Origin of the sequence: Deinococcus cellulosilyticus NBRC 106333 = KACC 11606, assembly GCF_007990775.1 — a bacterium.
GTDB lineage: Bacteria > Deinococcota > Deinococci > Deinococcales > Deinococcaceae > Deinococcus_C > Deinococcus_C cellulosilyticus.
In genome coordinates this window covers 58,451-76,262 of sequence record NZ_BJXB01000016.1, presented here as the reverse complement: position 1 = coordinate 76,262, position 17,812 = coordinate 58,451, and the positions used below count along the sequence as shown (strand labels likewise).

Sequence of the window (17,812 nt, the reverse complement as noted above, 5' to 3'; positions counted from 1 at the left end):
CTGGGGCTTTTCTTTGAACCTGGTCAAATAACAGTGAGAATTCCGTTAGATTTATGGCATACACTGAAAGTGGTCAACCCTTGCTGTTCCACCGCCACCCGGCGTTCCCCTTGTTTGACATGTGAGTTGAGGTCACTGTATGGCAGAGCAATTTACGGATTCCCACCAGGAAATCAACCTGCTGAGAAACCGCGTGGGAGAACTTGAAAGTGCCGCTCGCTTTCTGGAGCTCAACTTTGCACAATCCGCCCTGGGCATCGTGGTGCTGGACCATGACCAGCGCCTGGTGCGCGCCAACCAGCGTTTCTGTGATTTTCTGGGCTACCCCGAAGATGAACTGAAAGGCAAAAGGTGGGAAGACGTGTCCCACCCTTCCAGCATTCCCGAAAATGCCGATCTGTATGAGGCGCTCGTTTCTGGACAGCGAGACCACTTCACCATCGAGAAACGCTATGTGCGCAAAGATGGCCGGGTGGTCTGGGGTGTGCTTTCGGTGTACAACCTCAAAATGACCCTCGGAGACCAGGGCACCATGATTGCTGTGGTGCAGGACATCCAGCCCATCAAAGATGCCCAGATGGCCCTGATCCATTCTGAAGCCAACCTCAAAGCGGTGGTGGACAACACCAAGCAGGCTTTCGTGCTGCTCGACCAGTACCGCAGGCTCCTGGTGTTCAACACCTATGCCCAGCAGGCCCTGGCCTTGCTCTCCAGCAAACCCCTGGAACTGGGCACCGATCTGTTTTATTACGTTCCCGATCACATCAATGGGGCTTTCCTCAAACATTTTCAGAAAGCGCTGGATGGTGAAACCAGCGTCACAGAATCCAAGATTGAAGGTCCTCACCCGCGCTGGTTTGAATTCACCTTCCTCCCGATTCGAGAGGAGAGCTCAGGGCTTGCTCGGGTGCTTTTGACCGCACAGGACATCACCGGACGGAAAGACGATGAACGCAGATTCCGGGACCTCAATGCCAGACTTGAATTGAAGGTTGCAGAGCAGCAGAACCGTCTGGAACAGGAGGAGGCCTGGAATGCCCAGGCTGCCCAGCGCATCAAGGACACCGAACTGCGCACCCGTGCGGTGCTCAGGGCCCTGCCTGACCTGATGCTGGTGATTGACCGGGAAGGCCGTTTTGTGGATTACAGCCTGCAGGACGAGCGGGACCTGCACGGCTTTCCTGCGCATTTTCTGGGCCTCACCCCAACGGAAGTGTTTCCTTTCCATCTGGCACAGCTTTTCATGGAGGCCATCCAGGCCGTTCAGCTTTACGGAGAGCCTGAGATTCTCGAATATGCACTGGACCAGTATTCAGAGCGCCGGTATTTTGAGGCCCGTTTTGTGCCGTACACAGGTGAAAAGGTCCTTGCAATTGTCCGGGACACCTCGGAGCGCAAGCAGATCGAGCAGCTGAATGCCGTGCAGCAACACATCCTGTACCTGACTGCCCGCTCTGAGAACACCCGTGAAATCCTGAATGGCCTGTGTTCCATGATTGAGGACATCAACCCCGGAGCCCTCTGCTCGGTTCTGAGGTACAACGTAGCAGACCACACCCTCTGGCATCTGGCTGCCCCAAGCCTCCCGGAGTCCTTTGTGTCGAAAGTCAATGGACTTCACTCGGGTCCTCAGGCGGGTTCTTGTGGAACTTCGGCCCACCTGGGGAGAACGGTGATTGTTGCCGACATCGAAACGGACCTGCTGTGGGAGCATTACCGTGAGCTGGCCCGCGAGCACCACCTGAGGGCCTGCTGGTCCAATCCCGTACTGGACCGGAATGGGACGGTGCTTGCAACTTTTGCCATCTATTACAGGCAGCCGAAGGCTCCGAGTGCCTTCCAGCGCCGCATGATCGACACCTGCGTGGATCTGGTGCGCATCGTGCTGGAAAGGGAAGCCTCTGAGGCCAAGATTCGCAATCTGGCCTATTTTGATGCCCTGACCGGACTGCCCAACCGCATCTCCATCGAGAACACCGTGATCCAGCTGTTGAAGCAGGCCGATCAGGAAGGCACGCAACTGGCTTTCCTGTACATGGACATGGACAACTTCAAGAACGTCAACGACTCGCTGGGCCATGCTGCTGGAGACAAACTGCTGATTCAGGTGGCAAGGCGCATCCGCCAGAGCCTTCCCGCCAAAGGTCTGGTGGCCCGCCAGAGCGGAGATGAATTCATTGTGGTGGTTCCGGACACCTCTGTGCAGGAAGCTTCCGAAGTGGCCCAGAGGTTGCTTGAGGACTCCATTGCCCCCTTTCAGATCGATGGCCATGAACTGATTGCGGCCCACTCCATTGGCATCAGCCTGTACCCCGAAGACGCCTCAAGTTTTGACCTGCTGCGCAAGCATGCCGACACTGCGCTCTATCATGCCAAGCGTTCAGGCCGCAATCAATTCTCCTTTTTCACCGAAGACATGCGCCTGAGGGCCATGGACCGCCTGCGCATTGAAACCGCCCTCAGGTCCGTGCTGGTGCGCAAAGAGTTGCGCCTGCACTACCAGCCCATCATGGACCTGCAGACAGGCCGGGTGATGGGGGTGGAAGCACTCCTCAGGTGGTCATCCCCGGAGCTTGGAGAGGTGCCCCCATCACGTTTCATTCCCATCGCTGAAGAAATGGGCATCATTGAGGACATCACCCGCTGGGTGTTGAAAGAAGCCTGCTCGATGAACCAGCGCATGGAAAGCCTGGGCATCGGCAAACTTCCGGTGTCGGTGAACCTCAGCGACATCCACTTCCGCAGCCGTGCGCTGGTGGATGCAGTGGCCCAGACCCTCAAAGAAACCGGAATGGAGCCCCGATACCTGGATCTGGAGGTCACCGAAAGCCTCCTGATGAGCAACCTGGACACTGCCATTGACCTGCTTGGTGAACTCAGTGCCCTGGGGGTCACGGTGTCCCTGGATGACTTCGGCACCGGATACTCCAGTCTCACCTACCTGCAGCGGCTTCCCCTGGACCGCCTGAAAGTGGACCGCTCCTTCATGCAGAACCTGGTGGTGGACCAGAGGGGGCAGGCCGTCACCCGTGCCGTCATTGCCCTCGGGCACAGCCTGGGTCTGATGGTGGTTGCCGAAGGTGTGGAGGAGAAAACCCAGCACGACTGGCTCCGCAAGCTCAATTGCGACGGTGTTCAGGGCTTCCTGCTGGCCCGGCCCTTGCAGGAGGCGCAACTGCTGGATTTTCTGAAGGTGAATCCCATTCTGGAGTAGCCCACAGCCGTCAGGTTTCAGCGGTCAGCGGTCAGCAAAACCCCTGCCGTTGGATCGAAGTTTAACCAGAGTGGAACCAGTGTGTGGGACTTGCAAGCATTCCCAGACTTCTGGCTTTCAGGAAAGCACGGGATCATCTTTTGCTGATGGCTGACCGCTGACCGCTCCCTACGCCTTTCCCACTAGTGCAATTCAAGCCGACCTCTGCTACCTTGAGTACTGACCCGATCAGGCTTCCTGAGGTCGTTTTCCCTTCATTCAGAACAGGACGTGACATGAGAGACGAGTGACCCCTTCAAATTTCAACTTTTGAAAGGAGTTGCTGTGTCTATTCTCATCACGGCCATGTCCCATTTTCTGGGACTCAAAAAACTGTTTGACCAGGTCGACCTCGAAATCGAACCGCACCAGAAAGTCGCTCTGGTCGGAAAAAATGGCTCTGGAAAGAGCACTTTGCTGAAACTCATTTCTGGTGAACTCACGCCAGATGCTGGAAAAGTGCAGACCACCGGGCGGGTGGCTGTTGTGCAGCAATTGCCTCCCGACCTGCACATCACCCTCAGCGATTACCTGACCCCTCCAACCCTGCAGCAAGCCAGAGAAAACCTGGAAGTTGCAGAGCAGTTGCTGTCTGATCCCACCGAAGACCACCTGGCCCGGTACGCCAGGGCAGAGGAGGTTTTCAGGGAACTGGGCGGCTGGGATTTCAACCAGCGCATGGAGCAGTTGCTCTCCGAACTTGGTCTTCCAGAGCGCCAACTCCTCAGCCAGCTTTCTGGAGGCCAGATCCGCCGGGTGATGATGGCACGGGTGATGCTGGAACCTGCCGACCTCTACCTGCTGGACGAACCCACCAACCACCTGGACGTTCAGGGCAAAGCTGCACTGGTCGAGTGGGTGCGCCAGAGCCCTGCAACCATGCTCTTTGCTTCCCACGACCGGGCTTTCATGGATGAGGTGGCCACCCGGACCCTCTTTCTGGAACGGGGTTCCATTGAAGGATTTACGGGAGGGTACAGCCGGGCCTTGCAGCATAAAAAAGAACTGGAAGCCGCTCAGATGCGGGATTACCAGTCCCAGAGCCGCAAACTCGAAGCCCTCACCCAGGAGGTGCATTCCCTGAAAAGCTCTGCCCGGTCCAGCAACACCTTCAACCACAAGCGGGCCGGCAACCAGGCCCTGATCCTGGCAAAAAACAAGGCCGAGCATGCCGGAAACCAGGCCGACAAGCAGGCAAAAGCCCTGGAAAGAAGGGTGGAGCGCATGCGGGATCAGATGCCTGATAAACCCTATCAGGACCGCCAGCAGCTGATCATCCCGGAGTCCCTGCCCACCCAGTACCCGAACGACCTGCTGCGCCTGGAAGGACTCGACACCTTCTGCACCCGTGACATTCATCTGGTGCTGAAAAAAGGCATGCGTGTGGCCCTGCTTGGTGAGAACGGCAGTGGCAAGAGCACCCTGATTGCGGCCCTCAGGTCAGGGGACCCTGCAGTGCAAATTGGCGGGCCTGTGAAAGTCTATGCCTGCGGTCAGCACCACGAAGAACTGCTGCCCCACCGAACCCTGCTGGACGCCCTGCTGTTCAGCAACCCGAAACTGAAACTTGCAGAAGTGTACGCCATCCTGGGCCACCTGGACTTGCCAAGAGATCCCCAGATGGAGGTTCAGGCCCTCTCGGGAGGGGAGAGAACCCGGCTGTCCCTGGCCTGCCTGAGCGTCACCGATGCCCATCTGTTGTTGCTTGATGAGCCCACCAACCACCTGGACATCCAGAGCATCGAAGCCCTGGAGGACTTTCTGCTTGCATTTGGCGGAGGGATGCTGTTTGCCAGCCATGACCAGCGAATGGTGGAGACTGTTGCCACCCACACCCTGAGTTTGCAACACCAGGGGTTTGAGCTTCTGGAAAGGTAAGCCACTGGGCCGATGAACAAAAATGCATCAGGAATCTGGCTGGATGGACCCTCTTTTCGGGTCCATCCAGCTTTTTTTACCATGGCAAGATCCGACGCTGCATTTTGCTATGTATAAAAATGCAGAAACCTGCTAGAATTCCCAACCATAAGGGAGGGAACATGATTCGTGAAGAAGTCACCCAGATGATCCTGAATGCCAAAGCCCGTGAAAACCTCAGCTGGAGTGCCCTGGCAGAAACCCTGGGACAGAGCAAAGAGTGGAGCACAGCTGCCCTGCTCGGTCAGATGACCCTTTCAAAAGAGCAGGCAGAGCAAGTGGGGGCACGACTGAACCTTCCTGCAGAAGCCATCCAGACCCTGCAGACCGTTCCATACAAAGGATCACTTCCCACGGCTGTTCCCACAGATCCCCTGATCTACCGGTTTTATGAGCTGATTCAGGTGTATGGCACCACCATCAAGGCCCTGATTCATGAGGAATTTGGAGATGGCATCATGAGCGCCATTGACTTCTCAATGGACATCTCCAGAGAAGAGGACCCCAGAGGAGACCGGGTCAAAATCGTACTGAATGGCAAATTCCTGCCTTATAAAATGTACTGATCAGGGCTGATCCGGTAGAAACGGGTGTCCACCTGCATTCTGGGAAAGTTTGCAGGAAGATCCTCAGCTTCCATCTGCACAAAACCATTTTTCTCGTAGAACCTGTGGGCAGCCAGATACTTTGCGGTGGTTCCCAGAAGCACCTCTTTCATGCCTTTTTCTCTGGCCCAGGACAGCAGGACCTCAAGCAACTTCTGGGCGGTACCAAAAGGCTTTCCCCGGAAGTCGGGATGCACGAACATCTTTCTCAATGCCCCCTGATTGTTGCCGATGTCGAGCAATGAGATGGTGCCCACCACCTGGCCATCCTGCACTGCCACCCAGAAGTTCCCTTGCCCTTGCTGGTAGAAATTCTGGATGTCCAGCAGGTCAGGCTGGTCCTCCAGCGTGATGGGAATGCCAAATTCTTCGGTCTGGATCGGAAGGATCAGTTGAACAATGCCCTGGGTGTCTTCTGGCTGGAATGGTCGGATTTGCATGGGCACAATTTAACCTGCATTTGCACCCCTGTGGATCGGTGAAACGGCGTACCCTCAGCGAAGCAGCCTGAAAAGCTCTGCAAATTCCACACCCACCCGTGAACCTTCGGAACGGAAAACCTCCAGCATGCGCCCACCATTGGGGTCGCGGTTTCCGTACTGGCTGCGGTGCTGTGAAAGAGCCAGAGCTTTGGTTTCAATGGCATCACTGATGTCTACAGCCACATCTGGCCTGCGGGTCTGGAACAGGTAAACCGGAGGCCGATCCGCCCCCAGCGTGTTCCAGAAACCCAGAAACAGCCGTGCTGAACCCTGATGGTCTGCATGCAGATAAGGCAGGGAAGGGTAATCTGGATCAAAGACAAAAACAGCATCAGGACGCACCTCATTGAAGATGCGGGTGACTTCAGGGACAAAACGGGGATCTTTTGCCACACCACGGTCCGGCAGACGCAAGAAATGGATTCGGGTGTAACCATTGATTTTTCCTGCTGCGGATTGCTCCTGCTCCCGGACCCCGGGCAGGTTGGGTGCATCGAATCGGTTGGGGCCTTTCTCGCCAGAAGATGCCACCACCACCTGCACATTGGCACCTGCCTGGGCAAGCCTGTGCAAGGTCCCGCCGATGTACCACTCCAGATCATCGGGGTGGGCCACCACAGCCAGAACAGTTTTCTTCTGCAGCAGTTCTTTTCCCCTGGACACGGCCTCTTCAGGTGGAACAGTGAGAAGGTTTCGGAAGATCAGGTACAGGATGCCTGCGATGACGGCCAGGACAGCCAGAACCAGGATAGGGCGTCGGGAACGTCGGTTTGCAGGTCTGTTCATGGGCAACTCCAGTGCATCTTGAAGGTGAGTGTAGCGGATTTGCCCCCTGCGGATGTGTGGCCTCTGCTGGAATGGGTTCCGTGCTCCACCACCCCAATCCCCTCACCCGCCGAGAGTACAATGTGCCTGTATGATCAAGCGTCGCAAGACCGTCAATGTGAATGTGGGTGGGGTGTGGGTGGGTTCAGACCATCCGATTGTGGTCCAGAGCATGACCAACACCGACACTGCAGATGCCGAGGCCACCGCCATTCAGGTGGCCCAGCTTTACAACGCGGGCAGTGAAGTGGTCCGCATCACCGTCAACAACAAGCAGAGTGCTGCTGCCGTTCCAGAAATCGTCCAGCGTCTGGAGGACATTGGCATCAGGGTGCCTCTGGTGGGAGATTTCCATTACAACGGGCACATCCTCCTGAGGGAATTCCCGAAAACCGCAGAACTGCTGGCCAAGTACCGCATCAACCCTGGCAACGTCGGAGTGGGGGACAGGCACGACGAGAACTTCGCCACCATGATTGAGGTCGCAAAAGACTTCGACAAACCCGTGCGCATCGGGGTGAACTGGGGCAGCCTGGACCAGTCGGTGCTCGCTCGCATGATGGACGAGAACGTCAAACTGCCCGAGCCCCGCAGTGGCACAGACGTGATGATCGACGCCATGATTGTCTCTGCTCTGGAAAGTGCCCACTATGCTGAAAGCCTGGGTCTGAAGCACGACAGAATCATCATCTCGGCCAAGGTGTCCAGTGCCCCGGAACTCTGGCAGGTGTACCGACTGCTGGCTGCAAAATGCGATTATCCCCTCCACCTCGGTCTCACCGAAGCAGGAATGGGAGACAAGGGTGTGGTGGCTTCCACTGCAGGACTTTCTGTGCTGCTGGCAGAGGGCATTGGGGACACCATCCGTGTGTCCATCACTCCAGAGCCCGGTGCACCCCGCAAGAAGGAAGTGGAAGTGGCCCAGCAGATCCTGCAGAGCCTCGGGCTTCGCCAGTTCTTGCCTCAGGTGACCGCCTGCCCAGGATGTGGACGCACCACCAGCACCCTCTTTCAGGAGATGGCCCGGGACATCCAGGGTTACATCAAAGAGCGCATGCCCGAATGGAAGAAGACCCTCCCGGGTGTGGAAACCATGCAGGTTGCTGTGATGGGCTGCATAGTGAATGGCCCTGGCGAATCCAAACACGCCAACATCGGGATATCCCTTCCGGGAACCGGAGAGGACCCCAGAGCTCCTGTTTATCAGGACGGCAAACTCCTGACCACCCTGAAAGGTCCTCGCATCGTGGAAGAATTCCAGGCCCTGCTCGAAGCCTACGTCCAGAAGACTTACGGTGCAATTGTTTCCTGACCCCAGAGCCAACCAGAGGCCATGCACTTCCACGGCATGGCCTTCTGGTTTTCATTCTCCAGCATCACTGCCAGAAACCTCAGGGGCAGGGCTGTCTGTTCCCTCAGGTTGGGCATCTGTGCCCATTTCTGCAGTCTGGCCTGTGGGTTCAGGTCCAGCCACACCAGGTCCCTGAAGGTCTGTGGGTGTTCCCTGTGGATCTTGAACCTCTGCAGGCAAGGCCGGAGTGGACGGATCGGTGGGTTCTGAAGTCACCAGTGGTGGCACCTCCTCAGGGGAGAACTTCACCTGTGCGGCAGCAACATCTTCAAGCGCCGTTCCTGCGGCCAGGGCAACCACCGTCAGACAGCGGGCCTGTTGCTGGAGCATGATGACCCTGCGGCTTTTGTCCGTAGAAACCAGATACCGGCTGCGTGGCCCTCCACGGGTTTCTGCATTGGCATGGCTGGAGAGGGTTTCAAACTGCCCACTTTTGATCAGGCGGCCTGAAAGCTGCTGCAGGGGCAGGGCAGCATCCATCAGGACACTGAGCTGGGTGCTGGAATGTCCATTGGTGTTCAGGTTTTTCAGAACCTCCACTCCGGGATCATCCGGAATGAGGCTGCAACGGGGCGCATCCCCTGCCGTTTTGACGGGTTTCACCTGCAAGGTCTGCAAGACTTTTTCCGGGGTCCAGTCACGGGTCTGGGCTGTTTTTGCTGAGGGTTTGCCCATGTAGACGATGGCCAGGGCGCTGAGCACCACCACCCCTCCCATCCCAAGCACCGCAGGCACCATGCTCTTGTTTCGGGTCGGGTCTGACATAGCAACAGTGATAACAGATGAGGCCGGAAGATTCGGCCTCCTTTCTTGCAGTCTGGGTTTTGTGGCCTGAACATCCTCCCTCAATCGGATTCCACGGCCTGAGGTGAACCGAAACGTCTGGGGCTTTGTGGATCGGCCTGGGGTGCTGGTTTCTCAAAATGCTCCACCAGCAGGTTGGCCAGAGGCAACAGCAGAAAAAGCAGCACGAGGTATTCCATACTTTCTTTTTGCGCTCTGGAAATGAGATGGCCTCGCAGGAATCATGAAACAGATTGAGTGCTGCTGAAAGGCCGCTGCTGGGTCACTGAATTGCGGCAGTGGCCTGATGTTTCTGCAGAATGTGCACCAGTCGGTTCACTGCCTGATCGAGGATCTGTCTGCTGGTGGCAAAGTTGATGCGCACGTATCCCCAGAAGTCTTTTCCGAAGCTGGCCCCATCATTGAACGCCAGTCCTTCTCCGAGCAACACCTTCTGGGCTTCACGGGCAAAAGGATAGGCCCTGAGGTTCAGCAGCAGCGTGTAGGTCGCTTCCAGCGGAGCCCAGCGCACATCAGGGAGTTCTGCGGAAAGCCTTGCCATCAGGTGGTCCCGGTTCGCCTGCAGGTAAGCCAGAACTTCACTTTCCCAGTGCTCAGCCTGGGTGTATGCAGCAAGGACAGCAGCAGAAGAGAGCACATTGGGTTCGGGAAGCGTGCCCAGGAGCACCTCTCTGTATTTCTGCAGCAGTGCAGGATTGCGGGAAATCACGAATCCCAGTCCCAAACCGGCCAGATTGAACGTTTTTCCGGGGCCATAAAGGGTGAAGGTTCGCTGCTCAAGTTCAGGGCTCAGGCTGGCAAAAACGGTGTGGTGTGAGCCGTAATTCACATCTGCATGCAGTTCATCAGAAACCACAAAAAGGTTGTGTTTCAGAACAAATGCGGCAAGACGGTCGAGTTCGGGCCTGGCCCAGACCCGCCCGGTGGGGTTCTGGGGGTTGCACAGCATCAGGACCCGGGTGTCTGGAGTGACCAGGGTTTCAAGGTGATCAAAGTCCAGTTCCCAGCCCTGTTCGGAAAAAACCATGGGATTTTCAAGCGTGGTGCGCCCTGTTTCCCGAATCCCAATCAAGAAGCGGTGGTATACGGGTGTCTGGGTGATGACCCCCTCTCCAGGCCGACTGGCTGCAGCAATGCAGGTGTGGAGGGCACGGCCCAGACTGGGCACAATGAGCACATCTGCAGGTTCGATGTGCCACTGAAAACGCTCCTGCAGTCTTTTCTGAAGGGCCAGATGAAGTTCGGGACCCCCTCCATGCATGGGATACCCCACAAATCCCGTGTTGACACGTTCGATGATGGCCTGTTGAATTTCTGATGCAATGGGAAAATCCATGTCTGCCACCCACAGCGGCAGAACACTTTCAGGATGGGTCTGCCACTTCGATCCGGGATACCGTCTGCAAGTCTCAGGGGTGATGGCATCAAAAATCTCTTTCATTGAACGAGTATAACGGCCAGAAGCTGGCTTCAAATCTGCAAGTTCAGTGATTACTGCTTTCAGCAGACCTGGGTTGAAGCCAGGTCTGCTTGAGCAAAGCGGCTCAGCGCGAAGCGACGCTGTGCTTGGCTTTCCGCCCCGCAAGCACCTCTTTGCGTCAAGAAGGAGGCCGTCCTCCAGGCGCGTAGCAGAGCCAGGAAGCGAATTGTATTTCTGGGGTTCTGGCGTCCCTGAAAACCAGATTGCAATTCTGAATATGTTTTTAGCGTAATATATTCATGTTATGCCAGAGTTGCCAGAAGTGGAAACCACCCGTCGCCTGATTGAGCCTTTCCTGCTTGGACAGGTGATCGAGTCCATCGACCATGAGAACAACCACCGTTACACTGACCTCAGCAATGTGGTTGGGAAACGCATCACCGAACTGTCCCGCAGAGGGAAATACATCATTGCCCGTTTCGAGGAACCCCTGGAATTGATCGTTCACCTCGGGATGACCGGAGGGTTTCGACTGGATGAGGGCAAGCACACCCGTGTCACTGTAAAAACCGCAAAGGGCACCGTGTACTTTCAGGATTCCCGCAAGTTTGGCAAATGGCAAGTGATCCCAAAAGGGGAATATGCCACCATGCCGACCCTGCAAGACATGGGACCGGAGCCCCTCAGTGATGATTTCAGGCTTGAGGATTTTGTTCAGGACATGGCTGCCTGTGGAAAGGTGAAGCCGTATCTGCTCTCCCAGAAACCTGTGGCAGGCCTCGGGAACATCTATGTGGATGAGGCCCTGTGGCATGCCCAGATCCACCCTGAAGCAGTGAACCTGACGCAGGAGCAATCCACCCGTCTGTACCATGCCATTCGGGACGTGATTGGCAGGGCTGTGCAGGCTGGAGGGAGCACGTTGTCGGATGGAACCTATGGGCAACTTGATGGCAACCCTGGCTATTTCCAGTTTGACCATGTGGCCTATGCCAGAGAGGGAAAGGCCTGCCAGAGGTGCGACACGCCACTGGAAAAGTACTGGCTGGCCCAGCGGGGCACCCACTTCTGTCCAAGGTGTCAGCAACTCTGAAACCAGAAAAGAGGCTTCCAGCTGGAAGCCTCTTTTCTGGAAGAGCTCAGTAGAAATTCACAAAGTCTGGGTAGAAGGAATTGTACCCTGCTTCGGCAAAGATCAGCCAGGTGGTGGCAGCAACACTGGGGTTTTTCAACATGGTGAAATAGGTGTTGTTGGTTCCGTTCCAGGAATAGGGAAGACCGCCATTGTAACTGCCCATGCCGTTGTACCCGTTGGCCTTGGTATAAGCCTGAACGTTTTTCATGGCATTCAGGTAGGTGTTCATCTTGCTGTCGATGGCTGCGCTGCTCCATCCCTTGCTGCGGTAGAACTTCGAAGCCATTTTCAGCGCCACGATCATCTGTCCGGTGCCTTCAAACCAGCTGTCCTTGTCCGAGGTTCTGGCGATGAAGTCCACAGCGTATTGTGTGCCATATCCGTTGACGTTAAATGCGTTCTGGTGGCTGGGGTTGGTGTTCTCCACAATGTGCCTGACCACGGAGTAATACAGGTTGTCGTTGTAAGGCCCGAATGCAGGTGCACCCCAGGAAAGCATGTCTGTGGGGAATTTGGTGTCGCCCCGTCCGCCATTCAGGCGCAGCTCGGCACTGTTCCACACCTGGTTGCGCAAAAAGTGATCTGCATTGCCCAGGCTGGTGCCCACCGAGAAGTCTCCGGTCAGCCGCTGGTTTGCCAGGGTGTTCAGGGCAGGAATCAGCTGGATGTTCTTGAAGATTGCAAAGGCGTCCAGATTGTGTTCGGTGGAAGAGACGGTCTGCAGGCGGTTGGAGGCAAAATTCACACCGCCATCTCCGCCCCACTGGGTTTTCCATTGATTGCGGCTCATGTATTCTGCAGCCCGAATGATCATGTCGTCGTAGGCGGCATCATTGTATTTCTTGCGGTAGGCAATGGCTGCCAGGGCCACCCAGGCTGTGGGTCCCACGTCCGTGAATTTCTCTTCATGAAAAGGAGTCCAGCTTGTGCTCCCAGTGTTGCAGTGGTAGGCCGCGTACCACGAACCTCCATCCCACTGGCTGGTGTCGCTGAAATCCGAGAGCTGTCTGGCTTTGAAGGAATCCAGAATGTTTTTGGCTTTCCCCTGATCATTTTTGAGCAGGTAGGCATGCACGGCAAGCGCCATGTCGTAAGTGTAGGCGATGTCTTTGTCATCCTGGTAGCTGTCCACACAGCTGGAGGTCCCGTTGGTGCGGTACTGGGAATTCAGCCACACCATGGCATCATCCGATGCAGAAGTCATGGCTTGCTGGGAGACTTCTGGTGAGGAGAGGCGGGGGGACTGGTTGCAGGCTCCCAGAACCAGAGACAGCAGCAGAGAAGAGGTGGCCAGTGAAAGAGAGGTTTTTCGCATCATGGTGCTCCTTCAGTCAACATGAGGATTTGACCCACAGGGGGTCATGCATGGGTTTTGTTGATTGGTCAAAGGTTAAACCATTCGACAGCAGATGGTCAATAGCGGTAAATGATTTTTTTGAGGGTTTTGATCACTTTACGAATTTATATTTGTGTTTCTGTCTTAATAAGATTTGATGTGTGAAATAGAAAAACAGATGGAAAATTGTGATTAATCTGTTTTACGCTGAGTCCAGGCTGAAACGTGGTGGCCGTGGGCCAGAGGATTTGTGCTGGAAGATCAAACATCTGTCCTGTCAGGCTGAAATGAACACACAGGTGTTGTTGCGCTGACTGCTGAAAGCTGAAGGCTGACCGCTTTCTGCATCGACATCTGACGTCCAGCGACGTTGCGCTTGCCCTGCCTTTTTCTCACCGAGCACACGGAATCCTCAGGCCCTTTGCAGTAACATGAACCATGCTTGCAAAACACCTGATGTTAAGTTTGATGCTGAGCGGTGCTGCCTTCGCCCAGACCCGTGGGGCTGTCAGCTGGTTTCATCCAGCCACCCCCCAGGATGCTGAAACAGCTGCACTGCTTTCTTATGATGTTGCACTGAATTTTGGACTCCTGAAACCCCACCAGACCCAGGTTTTTACTGCCCCTCTTCTCACCCCGAATGGGCCACAGTTGCCCATGGATGTGCTGTATTACGAAGGGTTTGCCGAGCCTACCCTCCCGGAACACCTGCAGGTTCTGCAAGATGCGCTGGGTGTTCGCACGGTGATTGGAGGTCTGGTCAAAGGGGAACAGGTGACCTTGCTCCTGCAACAGGGAGACCAGTACCAGGAGGTCCAGGTCAAGGCTCCAGCCAACGACCTGCGCAAGACCACCCTCAAAAAAGTGGCCGAACTGCTGAAAACCAGCCTGATTTTGCCAAAACTGACCCCGAAAGAGCTGGCCCTGCCGCTGCGTGACCTGGAGAAACTGGATGTCCTGGCAGCTGTTGCGCCCTACAAAGATGCAAAAGATCCTGTTGCCAAAGCATTTTTTGAATCATTGCTCTCTCCGAAAGAGCATCTTGATCAGGCGTATCAGGCCATTTTGCAGGGTCCAAAGCGGCTGCTGGAACTGAATGTGGGTCAGGTGCCCAGCCTGATCACCTATCAGGCCCTGTATCTCGAACAGAATGGCCAGACCGATGAGGCCCTGAAGTTGCTGGCCACTTCAAAATACCCCTATGCCAAAACCCTCTCGGAAGTGATTGAGCTGACCCGTGGGAAAAAACTCCCGGAATCCTGGCCTCCTCAGAACAGAGGGGTGCTCACCCAGGCCCAGGCAGTGATTCTGCAGGCCACTGGAGAGAAGGTGCAGGACACCCGCGAAGGCCTGTACAACGTGCTCCCCAACTCCGAGTATGCCCTGCAGGAATTCAGTTTCCTGGCTTTTGACCGCAACGATTTCAAGACAGCACGCAGTGTCATGGAACGACTGGTCACCCTCAACCCTTACAAACCCCTGTACTGGACCAATCTGGGCTGGGCACAATACAAGACTGGGAATGCGCAACTGGCCCTGCGTTCCACACAGCAGACCCTGCAGCTTGACCCCAGAGATGAAATCGCGGCTTACAACCTCGGCCTTTACCATGTTGCACTGGGGAATGACCTGGAGGCCCAGGATGCCTATGACTACGCACTGGGTCTGGGCACCTACAAGGACACCCAGATGGCCGTTCAGGACCTGACCGAGGGCACAGAAACCCGATACCACTTCTACAGCGGCGTGTTGAATGAGCAGCTTGGAGATTATCCCAAAGCCCTGAAAGACATCAAAGTCTACCTGGGATCCAGCCTCAGCCCTGCCCAGAAGGACAATGCAGAGCAGATTGTGGCCCGGCTGGAACAGGCCCGTTGCGACTTTGAATTGAAAGACCAGCCCTGGTTTGTGGTCAAAGGCCAGCCCACCACCCAGCTGAAACAGGGCCAGTACTTGCAGGCAGACTTCAACGTGCGCTGTGCAGTGGTGCTTCCATTGCCTGTTACGGTGAAATACACCCTTTCCCAGAATGGAGAAGTGGTCTCTGCTGCAGAATTCACGCCACCCCTCAAGCCCTCCACCAACGGATTCCGCATCAACGAGGCCCTGGTTCCCCTCTTTGAAGTCAAAGACGGTGAACTGAAAAGCGAGATTGTGGTCACCGGAGCCAACGGCTTCAGCAAGACCTTCACCCAGACCTACCCTGTGCAGGGACAGGCCACCCTCAAAGAGCGACTGGACAGTGCAGGCCTGAAACTGGTGAACCTTTACGGTACCCCTGTGGTCAGCACTGATGTGATCTCTGACCTCAGCAGGCAGGTGAACACACTTCTGCAGGACCAGGCGCAATTCAAGGCCATGTACCCTGGCCTGACCGAACAGCAGATGGCTGCGGTTTCCACCGTCACCCCCCAGAAAGTGGAGCAGGCCCTGCTGGTGCTCCTGAGCAGGGTCGGAGCAGAACTCGCTCCAGGCAGTGAAGTGTATTTCCCAGACGAATACATCGGGTTTGTGCTGCAAGGCCAGCAGGCCCAGCAAAACTGAAAAACCGACTCAGAAGTGCTTGAATGCCTCTCTGATGGTCAGCCCTGAGAACTGTGCCCGATGTGCCTCAACAAAGGTGCGCACAGCCTCGGGGCTGGTTTTTGCATGCTCTCTCAGTGCCCACCCGATGGCCTTGCGAATGAAAAACTCTGCATCAGGGGCATTTTTCAGGGCAAACGCAAAAAGCCTTTCCTGATCGGTTTCCTTCTTGAAGGACAGCTGGTGCAGGACGGCTGTCCGGCGCACCCAGAAATCCGGGTCTTCACTCCAGCGGTCCATCTCTGCTTTGAGTTCAGGGTGCCTGCGCACCAGACCTCCCACCACCTTTGAAGCCAGCAGGTCCACAGTGTCCCACCAGGAATGCGTCTGGATCAGTGCACGAATGGCTGAAAGATCTTCTGGAGAGAGCATTTTGACGTGTTTTGCCAGGATGTCCACAGCGACATACTGGTATTCCCGCCCGGTCAGGGTCCACAAGTGCTGTGCAGCAGGGAGGGCTTCCTGTGGCTGCAACTGCCGGAGGAGGGGACGGGTGGCTTCGGTGCGGGCAGGCCTCTTGATTCCCAGAAAATCGAACCGGTCCTTCATGTATTTCTGCATGGCTGGTGCCTGCCCGGGATTGCTCAGGGGTTCCAGAGCCGCCTGAACCTTCTGGACAAAATCTTCAGCGTTCACCATTTTGCCTTGCGGGCATCAAGTGCAACCATCACCCAGCCAATGATCTGCAACACACCTCCAATCGGAGTGATGGCTCCCAGCACCCTGACCCCCGTGAGGGCCAACAGGTACAGGCTGAAAGAAAAAATGAGCGTCCCAAGGAACAGAAACAAAATGCCTCTGCTTTTGAACCTCGCAGCGCCTAGACCCAGCAGGGCGAGGGCATGGTACATCTGGTAGCGCACTCCGGTTTCAAAAGTCGCCAGCAGGTCAGCAGGGAGCATGTCCTTGAGGGCATGGGCTCCAAAAGCGCCAGAGGCCACACCAAGACCACCGAGTAGGGCAGCATAGAACAGGGTCATCCTGAGATTATAGGGGCGCTCTGGCCTGGACAGATGTCCTGGAAGATGCCGAGGGCTGAGAGCCGAGGACAAAAAGCAAAAGACAGGTGCATCGCTTTCCTCAACAAAACAGGAGACCACAGATGGATCTTCATGCTTTGCTTTCTTCTGTCTTCAGGGCAAACTGGAGCGCAAGGCTCTGGCTTTGCCTGTGCTGGAGGTCAGGGTGTATTCCCCGGCGTTTGCTGGAACAAGCACGGTTTCAAACAGGCCCAGGTGTACAGTTTCTTTCCCAAGCCTCACGTCTGCCTCCCCTTCGATGACGGTCACCACATGGAAGCTCTCTCCGGTGGTTTTGAGGTTCAGTGGGGAAGAGGTGGCCTGGAGCACCTCGGTGACAAAATAGGGGCTGGTCACCACAGGTTTCAGATCATTGTCCTCGAGTTCCGGGTAGGGGTTCACCTGCCCTGAGAGGTCTGATCGGGTGACCTGGGCAGACTCTTCAAGATGCAGCTTGCGACCTGCGCTGGCCGGACGGTCCCAGTCGTAAACCCGGTAGGTGATGTCGCTGGTTTGCTGCACTTCGTAGATGAAAAGCCCTGGACCCAGTGCGTGGAGGGTGCCTGCTGGCATGAAGATGGTGTCTCCAGCTTTGACCTGGACGTATTCAGACAGAGGCTCCACTTGTGCTGCAAGAATGGCTTCTTTGAGCGCTTCTGGTGAAGTTCCTGCCCTGATGCCTGCGATGACTTTTGCACCTTCTGCAGCTTCCAGGACGTGCCAGGCTTCGGTTTTGCCAAACTGGTCCGGGCCATGCAGCTCACGGGCCTGCTCATCATTGGGATGGACCTGGATCGAGAGCCAGTCGGTGCAGTCCAGCAGTTTGATCAGCAGGGGAAAACGCTCGCCTGTGCTCTGCCAGGCGTTGCTTCCGAGCAGTCTTTCTCCTTCCTGCTGGATCACTTCAGAGAGCTTCTGGCCTTTGTGAGGGCCGGAGGCGACGAGGTTGTGTTCGTAGACCACCCAGGCTTCACCAACGGGGTCAATGCTGTCGGGTTTCAGGCGGTGACCCCCCCAGACCCGGGTGTGGTGCTCAGGGATCAGTTGCAAAAGGTGTGACATGGGGCTCCTCTGGTTGAAAC

Annotated in this window: 15 protein-coding genes; 6 read left to right on the top strand and 9 right to left on the bottom strand. The window is 56.0% G+C overall.

Annotated features, from left to right (window positions below; all coding sequences use genetic code 11):
• Window positions 1-139: 139 nt before the first annotated feature.
• The 3 genes from DC3_RS17355 to cynS all read left to right on the top strand — a co-directional run bounded on the left by DC3_RS17355 (window position 140) and on the right by cynS (window position 5,736).
• Window positions 140-3,214, top strand: a complete 3,075-nt coding sequence (locus tag DC3_RS17355) for an EAL domain-containing protein (protein WP_146886524.1) — start codon at window positions 140-142, stop codon at window positions 3,212-3,214.
• Between the two features lie 324 nt (window positions 3,215-3,538).
• Window positions 3,539-5,131 carry an ABC-F family ATP-binding cassette domain-containing protein gene (locus tag DC3_RS17350; protein ID WP_146886522.1) on the top strand — a complete coding sequence of 531 codons (1,593 nt, stop codon included), beginning with the start codon at window positions 3,539-3,541 and terminating at the stop codon, window positions 5,129-5,131.
• Between the two features lie 161 nt (window positions 5,132-5,292).
• Window positions 5,293-5,736, top strand: coding sequence for a cyanase (cynS, locus tag DC3_RS17345; protein ID WP_146886521.1), 444 nt, complete (start codon window positions 5,293-5,295; stop codon window positions 5,734-5,736).
• Here cynS and DC3_RS17340 read toward each other — a convergent pair.
• Together DC3_RS17340 and DC3_RS17335 are read right to left on the bottom strand one after the other, a co-directional pair.
• On the bottom strand, window positions 5,721-6,215 hold the full coding sequence (locus tag DC3_RS17340) for a GNAT family N-acetyltransferase (RefSeq protein ID WP_146886519.1): 495 nt from the start codon (window positions 6,213-6,215) through the stop codon (window positions 5,721-5,723). The two genes, cynS and DC3_RS17340, sit on opposite strands and share 16 nt — an antisense overlap.
• Before the next feature lie 54 nt (window positions 6,216-6,269).
• On the bottom strand, window positions 6,270-7,043 hold the full coding sequence (locus DC3_RS17335) for a PIG-L deacetylase family protein (RefSeq protein ID WP_146886517.1): 774 nt from the start codon (window positions 7,041-7,043) through the stop codon (window positions 6,270-6,272).
• A gap of 130 nt (window positions 7,044-7,173) precedes the next feature.
• Here DC3_RS17335 and ispG point away from each other — a divergent pair, with 130 nt between their 5' ends.
• The gene (gene ispG / locus DC3_RS17330; protein ID WP_146886515.1) at window positions 7,174-8,394 is read left to right on the top strand and encodes a flavodoxin-dependent (E)-4-hydroxy-3-methylbut-2-enyl-diphosphate synthase; all 1,221 of its coding nucleotides are present in this window, start codon (window positions 7,174-7,176) and stop codon (window positions 8,392-8,394) included.
• A gap of 51 nt (window positions 8,395-8,445) precedes the next feature.
• On the opposite strand, the gene DC3_RS17325 is transcribed toward ispG, so the two are convergent.
• The 3 genes from DC3_RS17325 to DC3_RS17320 all read right to left on the bottom strand — a co-directional run bounded on the left by DC3_RS17325 (window position 8,446) and on the right by DC3_RS17320 (window position 10,678).
• Entirely contained in the window at window positions 8,446-9,198 is a 753-nt protein-coding gene (locus DC3_RS17325; RefSeq protein ID WP_146886513.1) for a hypothetical protein, read from the bottom strand.
• An 80-nt stretch (window positions 9,199-9,278) separates the two neighbouring features.
• Entirely contained in the window at window positions 9,279-9,416 is a 138-nt protein-coding gene (locus DC3_RS29230) for a hypothetical protein (protein WP_186816097.1), read from the bottom strand.
• A gap of 83 nt (window positions 9,417-9,499) precedes the next feature.
• Window positions 9,500-10,678 carry a MalY/PatB family protein gene (locus DC3_RS17320; RefSeq protein ID WP_146886511.1) on the bottom strand — a complete coding sequence of 393 codons (1,179 nt, stop codon included), beginning with the start codon at window positions 10,676-10,678 and terminating at the stop codon, window positions 9,500-9,502.
• A 283-nt stretch (window positions 10,679-10,961) separates the two neighbouring features.
• On the opposite strand from DC3_RS17320, the gene mutM reads away from it, so the two are divergent.
• The gene (mutM, locus tag DC3_RS17315) at window positions 10,962-11,750 is read left to right on the top strand and encodes a bifunctional DNA-formamidopyrimidine glycosylase/DNA-(apurinic or apyrimidinic site) lyase (protein ID WP_146886509.1); all 789 of its coding nucleotides are present in this window, start codon (window positions 10,962-10,964) and stop codon (window positions 11,748-11,750) included.
• Between the two features lie 46 nt (window positions 11,751-11,796).
• On the opposite strand, the gene DC3_RS17310 is transcribed toward mutM, so the two are convergent.
• On the bottom strand, window positions 11,797-13,110 hold the full coding sequence (locus DC3_RS17310) for a hypothetical protein (protein ID WP_146886508.1): 1,314 nt from the start codon (window positions 13,108-13,110) through the stop codon (window positions 11,797-11,799).
• A gap of 456 nt (window positions 13,111-13,566) precedes the next feature.
• Between DC3_RS17310 and DC3_RS17305 the strand changes: the two genes are divergently transcribed.
• Complete coding sequence (locus DC3_RS17305) at window positions 13,567-15,672, top strand: tetratricopeptide repeat protein (protein WP_146886506.1); 2,106 nt, start codon at window positions 13,567-13,569, stop codon at window positions 15,670-15,672.
• A gap of 9 nt (window positions 15,673-15,681) precedes the next feature.
• Here the strand turns inward: DC3_RS17305 and DC3_RS17300 are convergent, their stop codons facing one another.
• The 3 genes from DC3_RS17300 to DC3_RS17290 form a co-directional block, all read right to left on the bottom strand.
• On the bottom strand, window positions 15,682-16,350 hold the full coding sequence (locus DC3_RS17300) for a DNA alkylation repair protein (protein WP_146886504.1): 669 nt from the start codon (window positions 16,348-16,350) through the stop codon (window positions 15,682-15,684).
• A complete protein-coding gene (locus DC3_RS17295; protein WP_146886502.1) occupies window positions 16,344-16,691 on the bottom strand; it encodes a DUF423 domain-containing protein in 348 nt (115 codons plus the stop codon). The genes DC3_RS17300 and DC3_RS17295 overlap by 7 nt, the downstream gene beginning before the upstream one ends.
• 153 nt (window positions 16,692-16,844) lie before the next feature.
• Window positions 16,845-17,792 (bottom strand): type I phosphomannose isomerase catalytic subunit, encoded by a 948-nt coding sequence (locus tag DC3_RS17290; protein WP_146886500.1) that lies wholly within the window; start codon window positions 17,790-17,792, stop codon window positions 16,845-16,847.
• Between the last annotated feature and the right edge of the window lie 20 nt (window positions 17,793-17,812).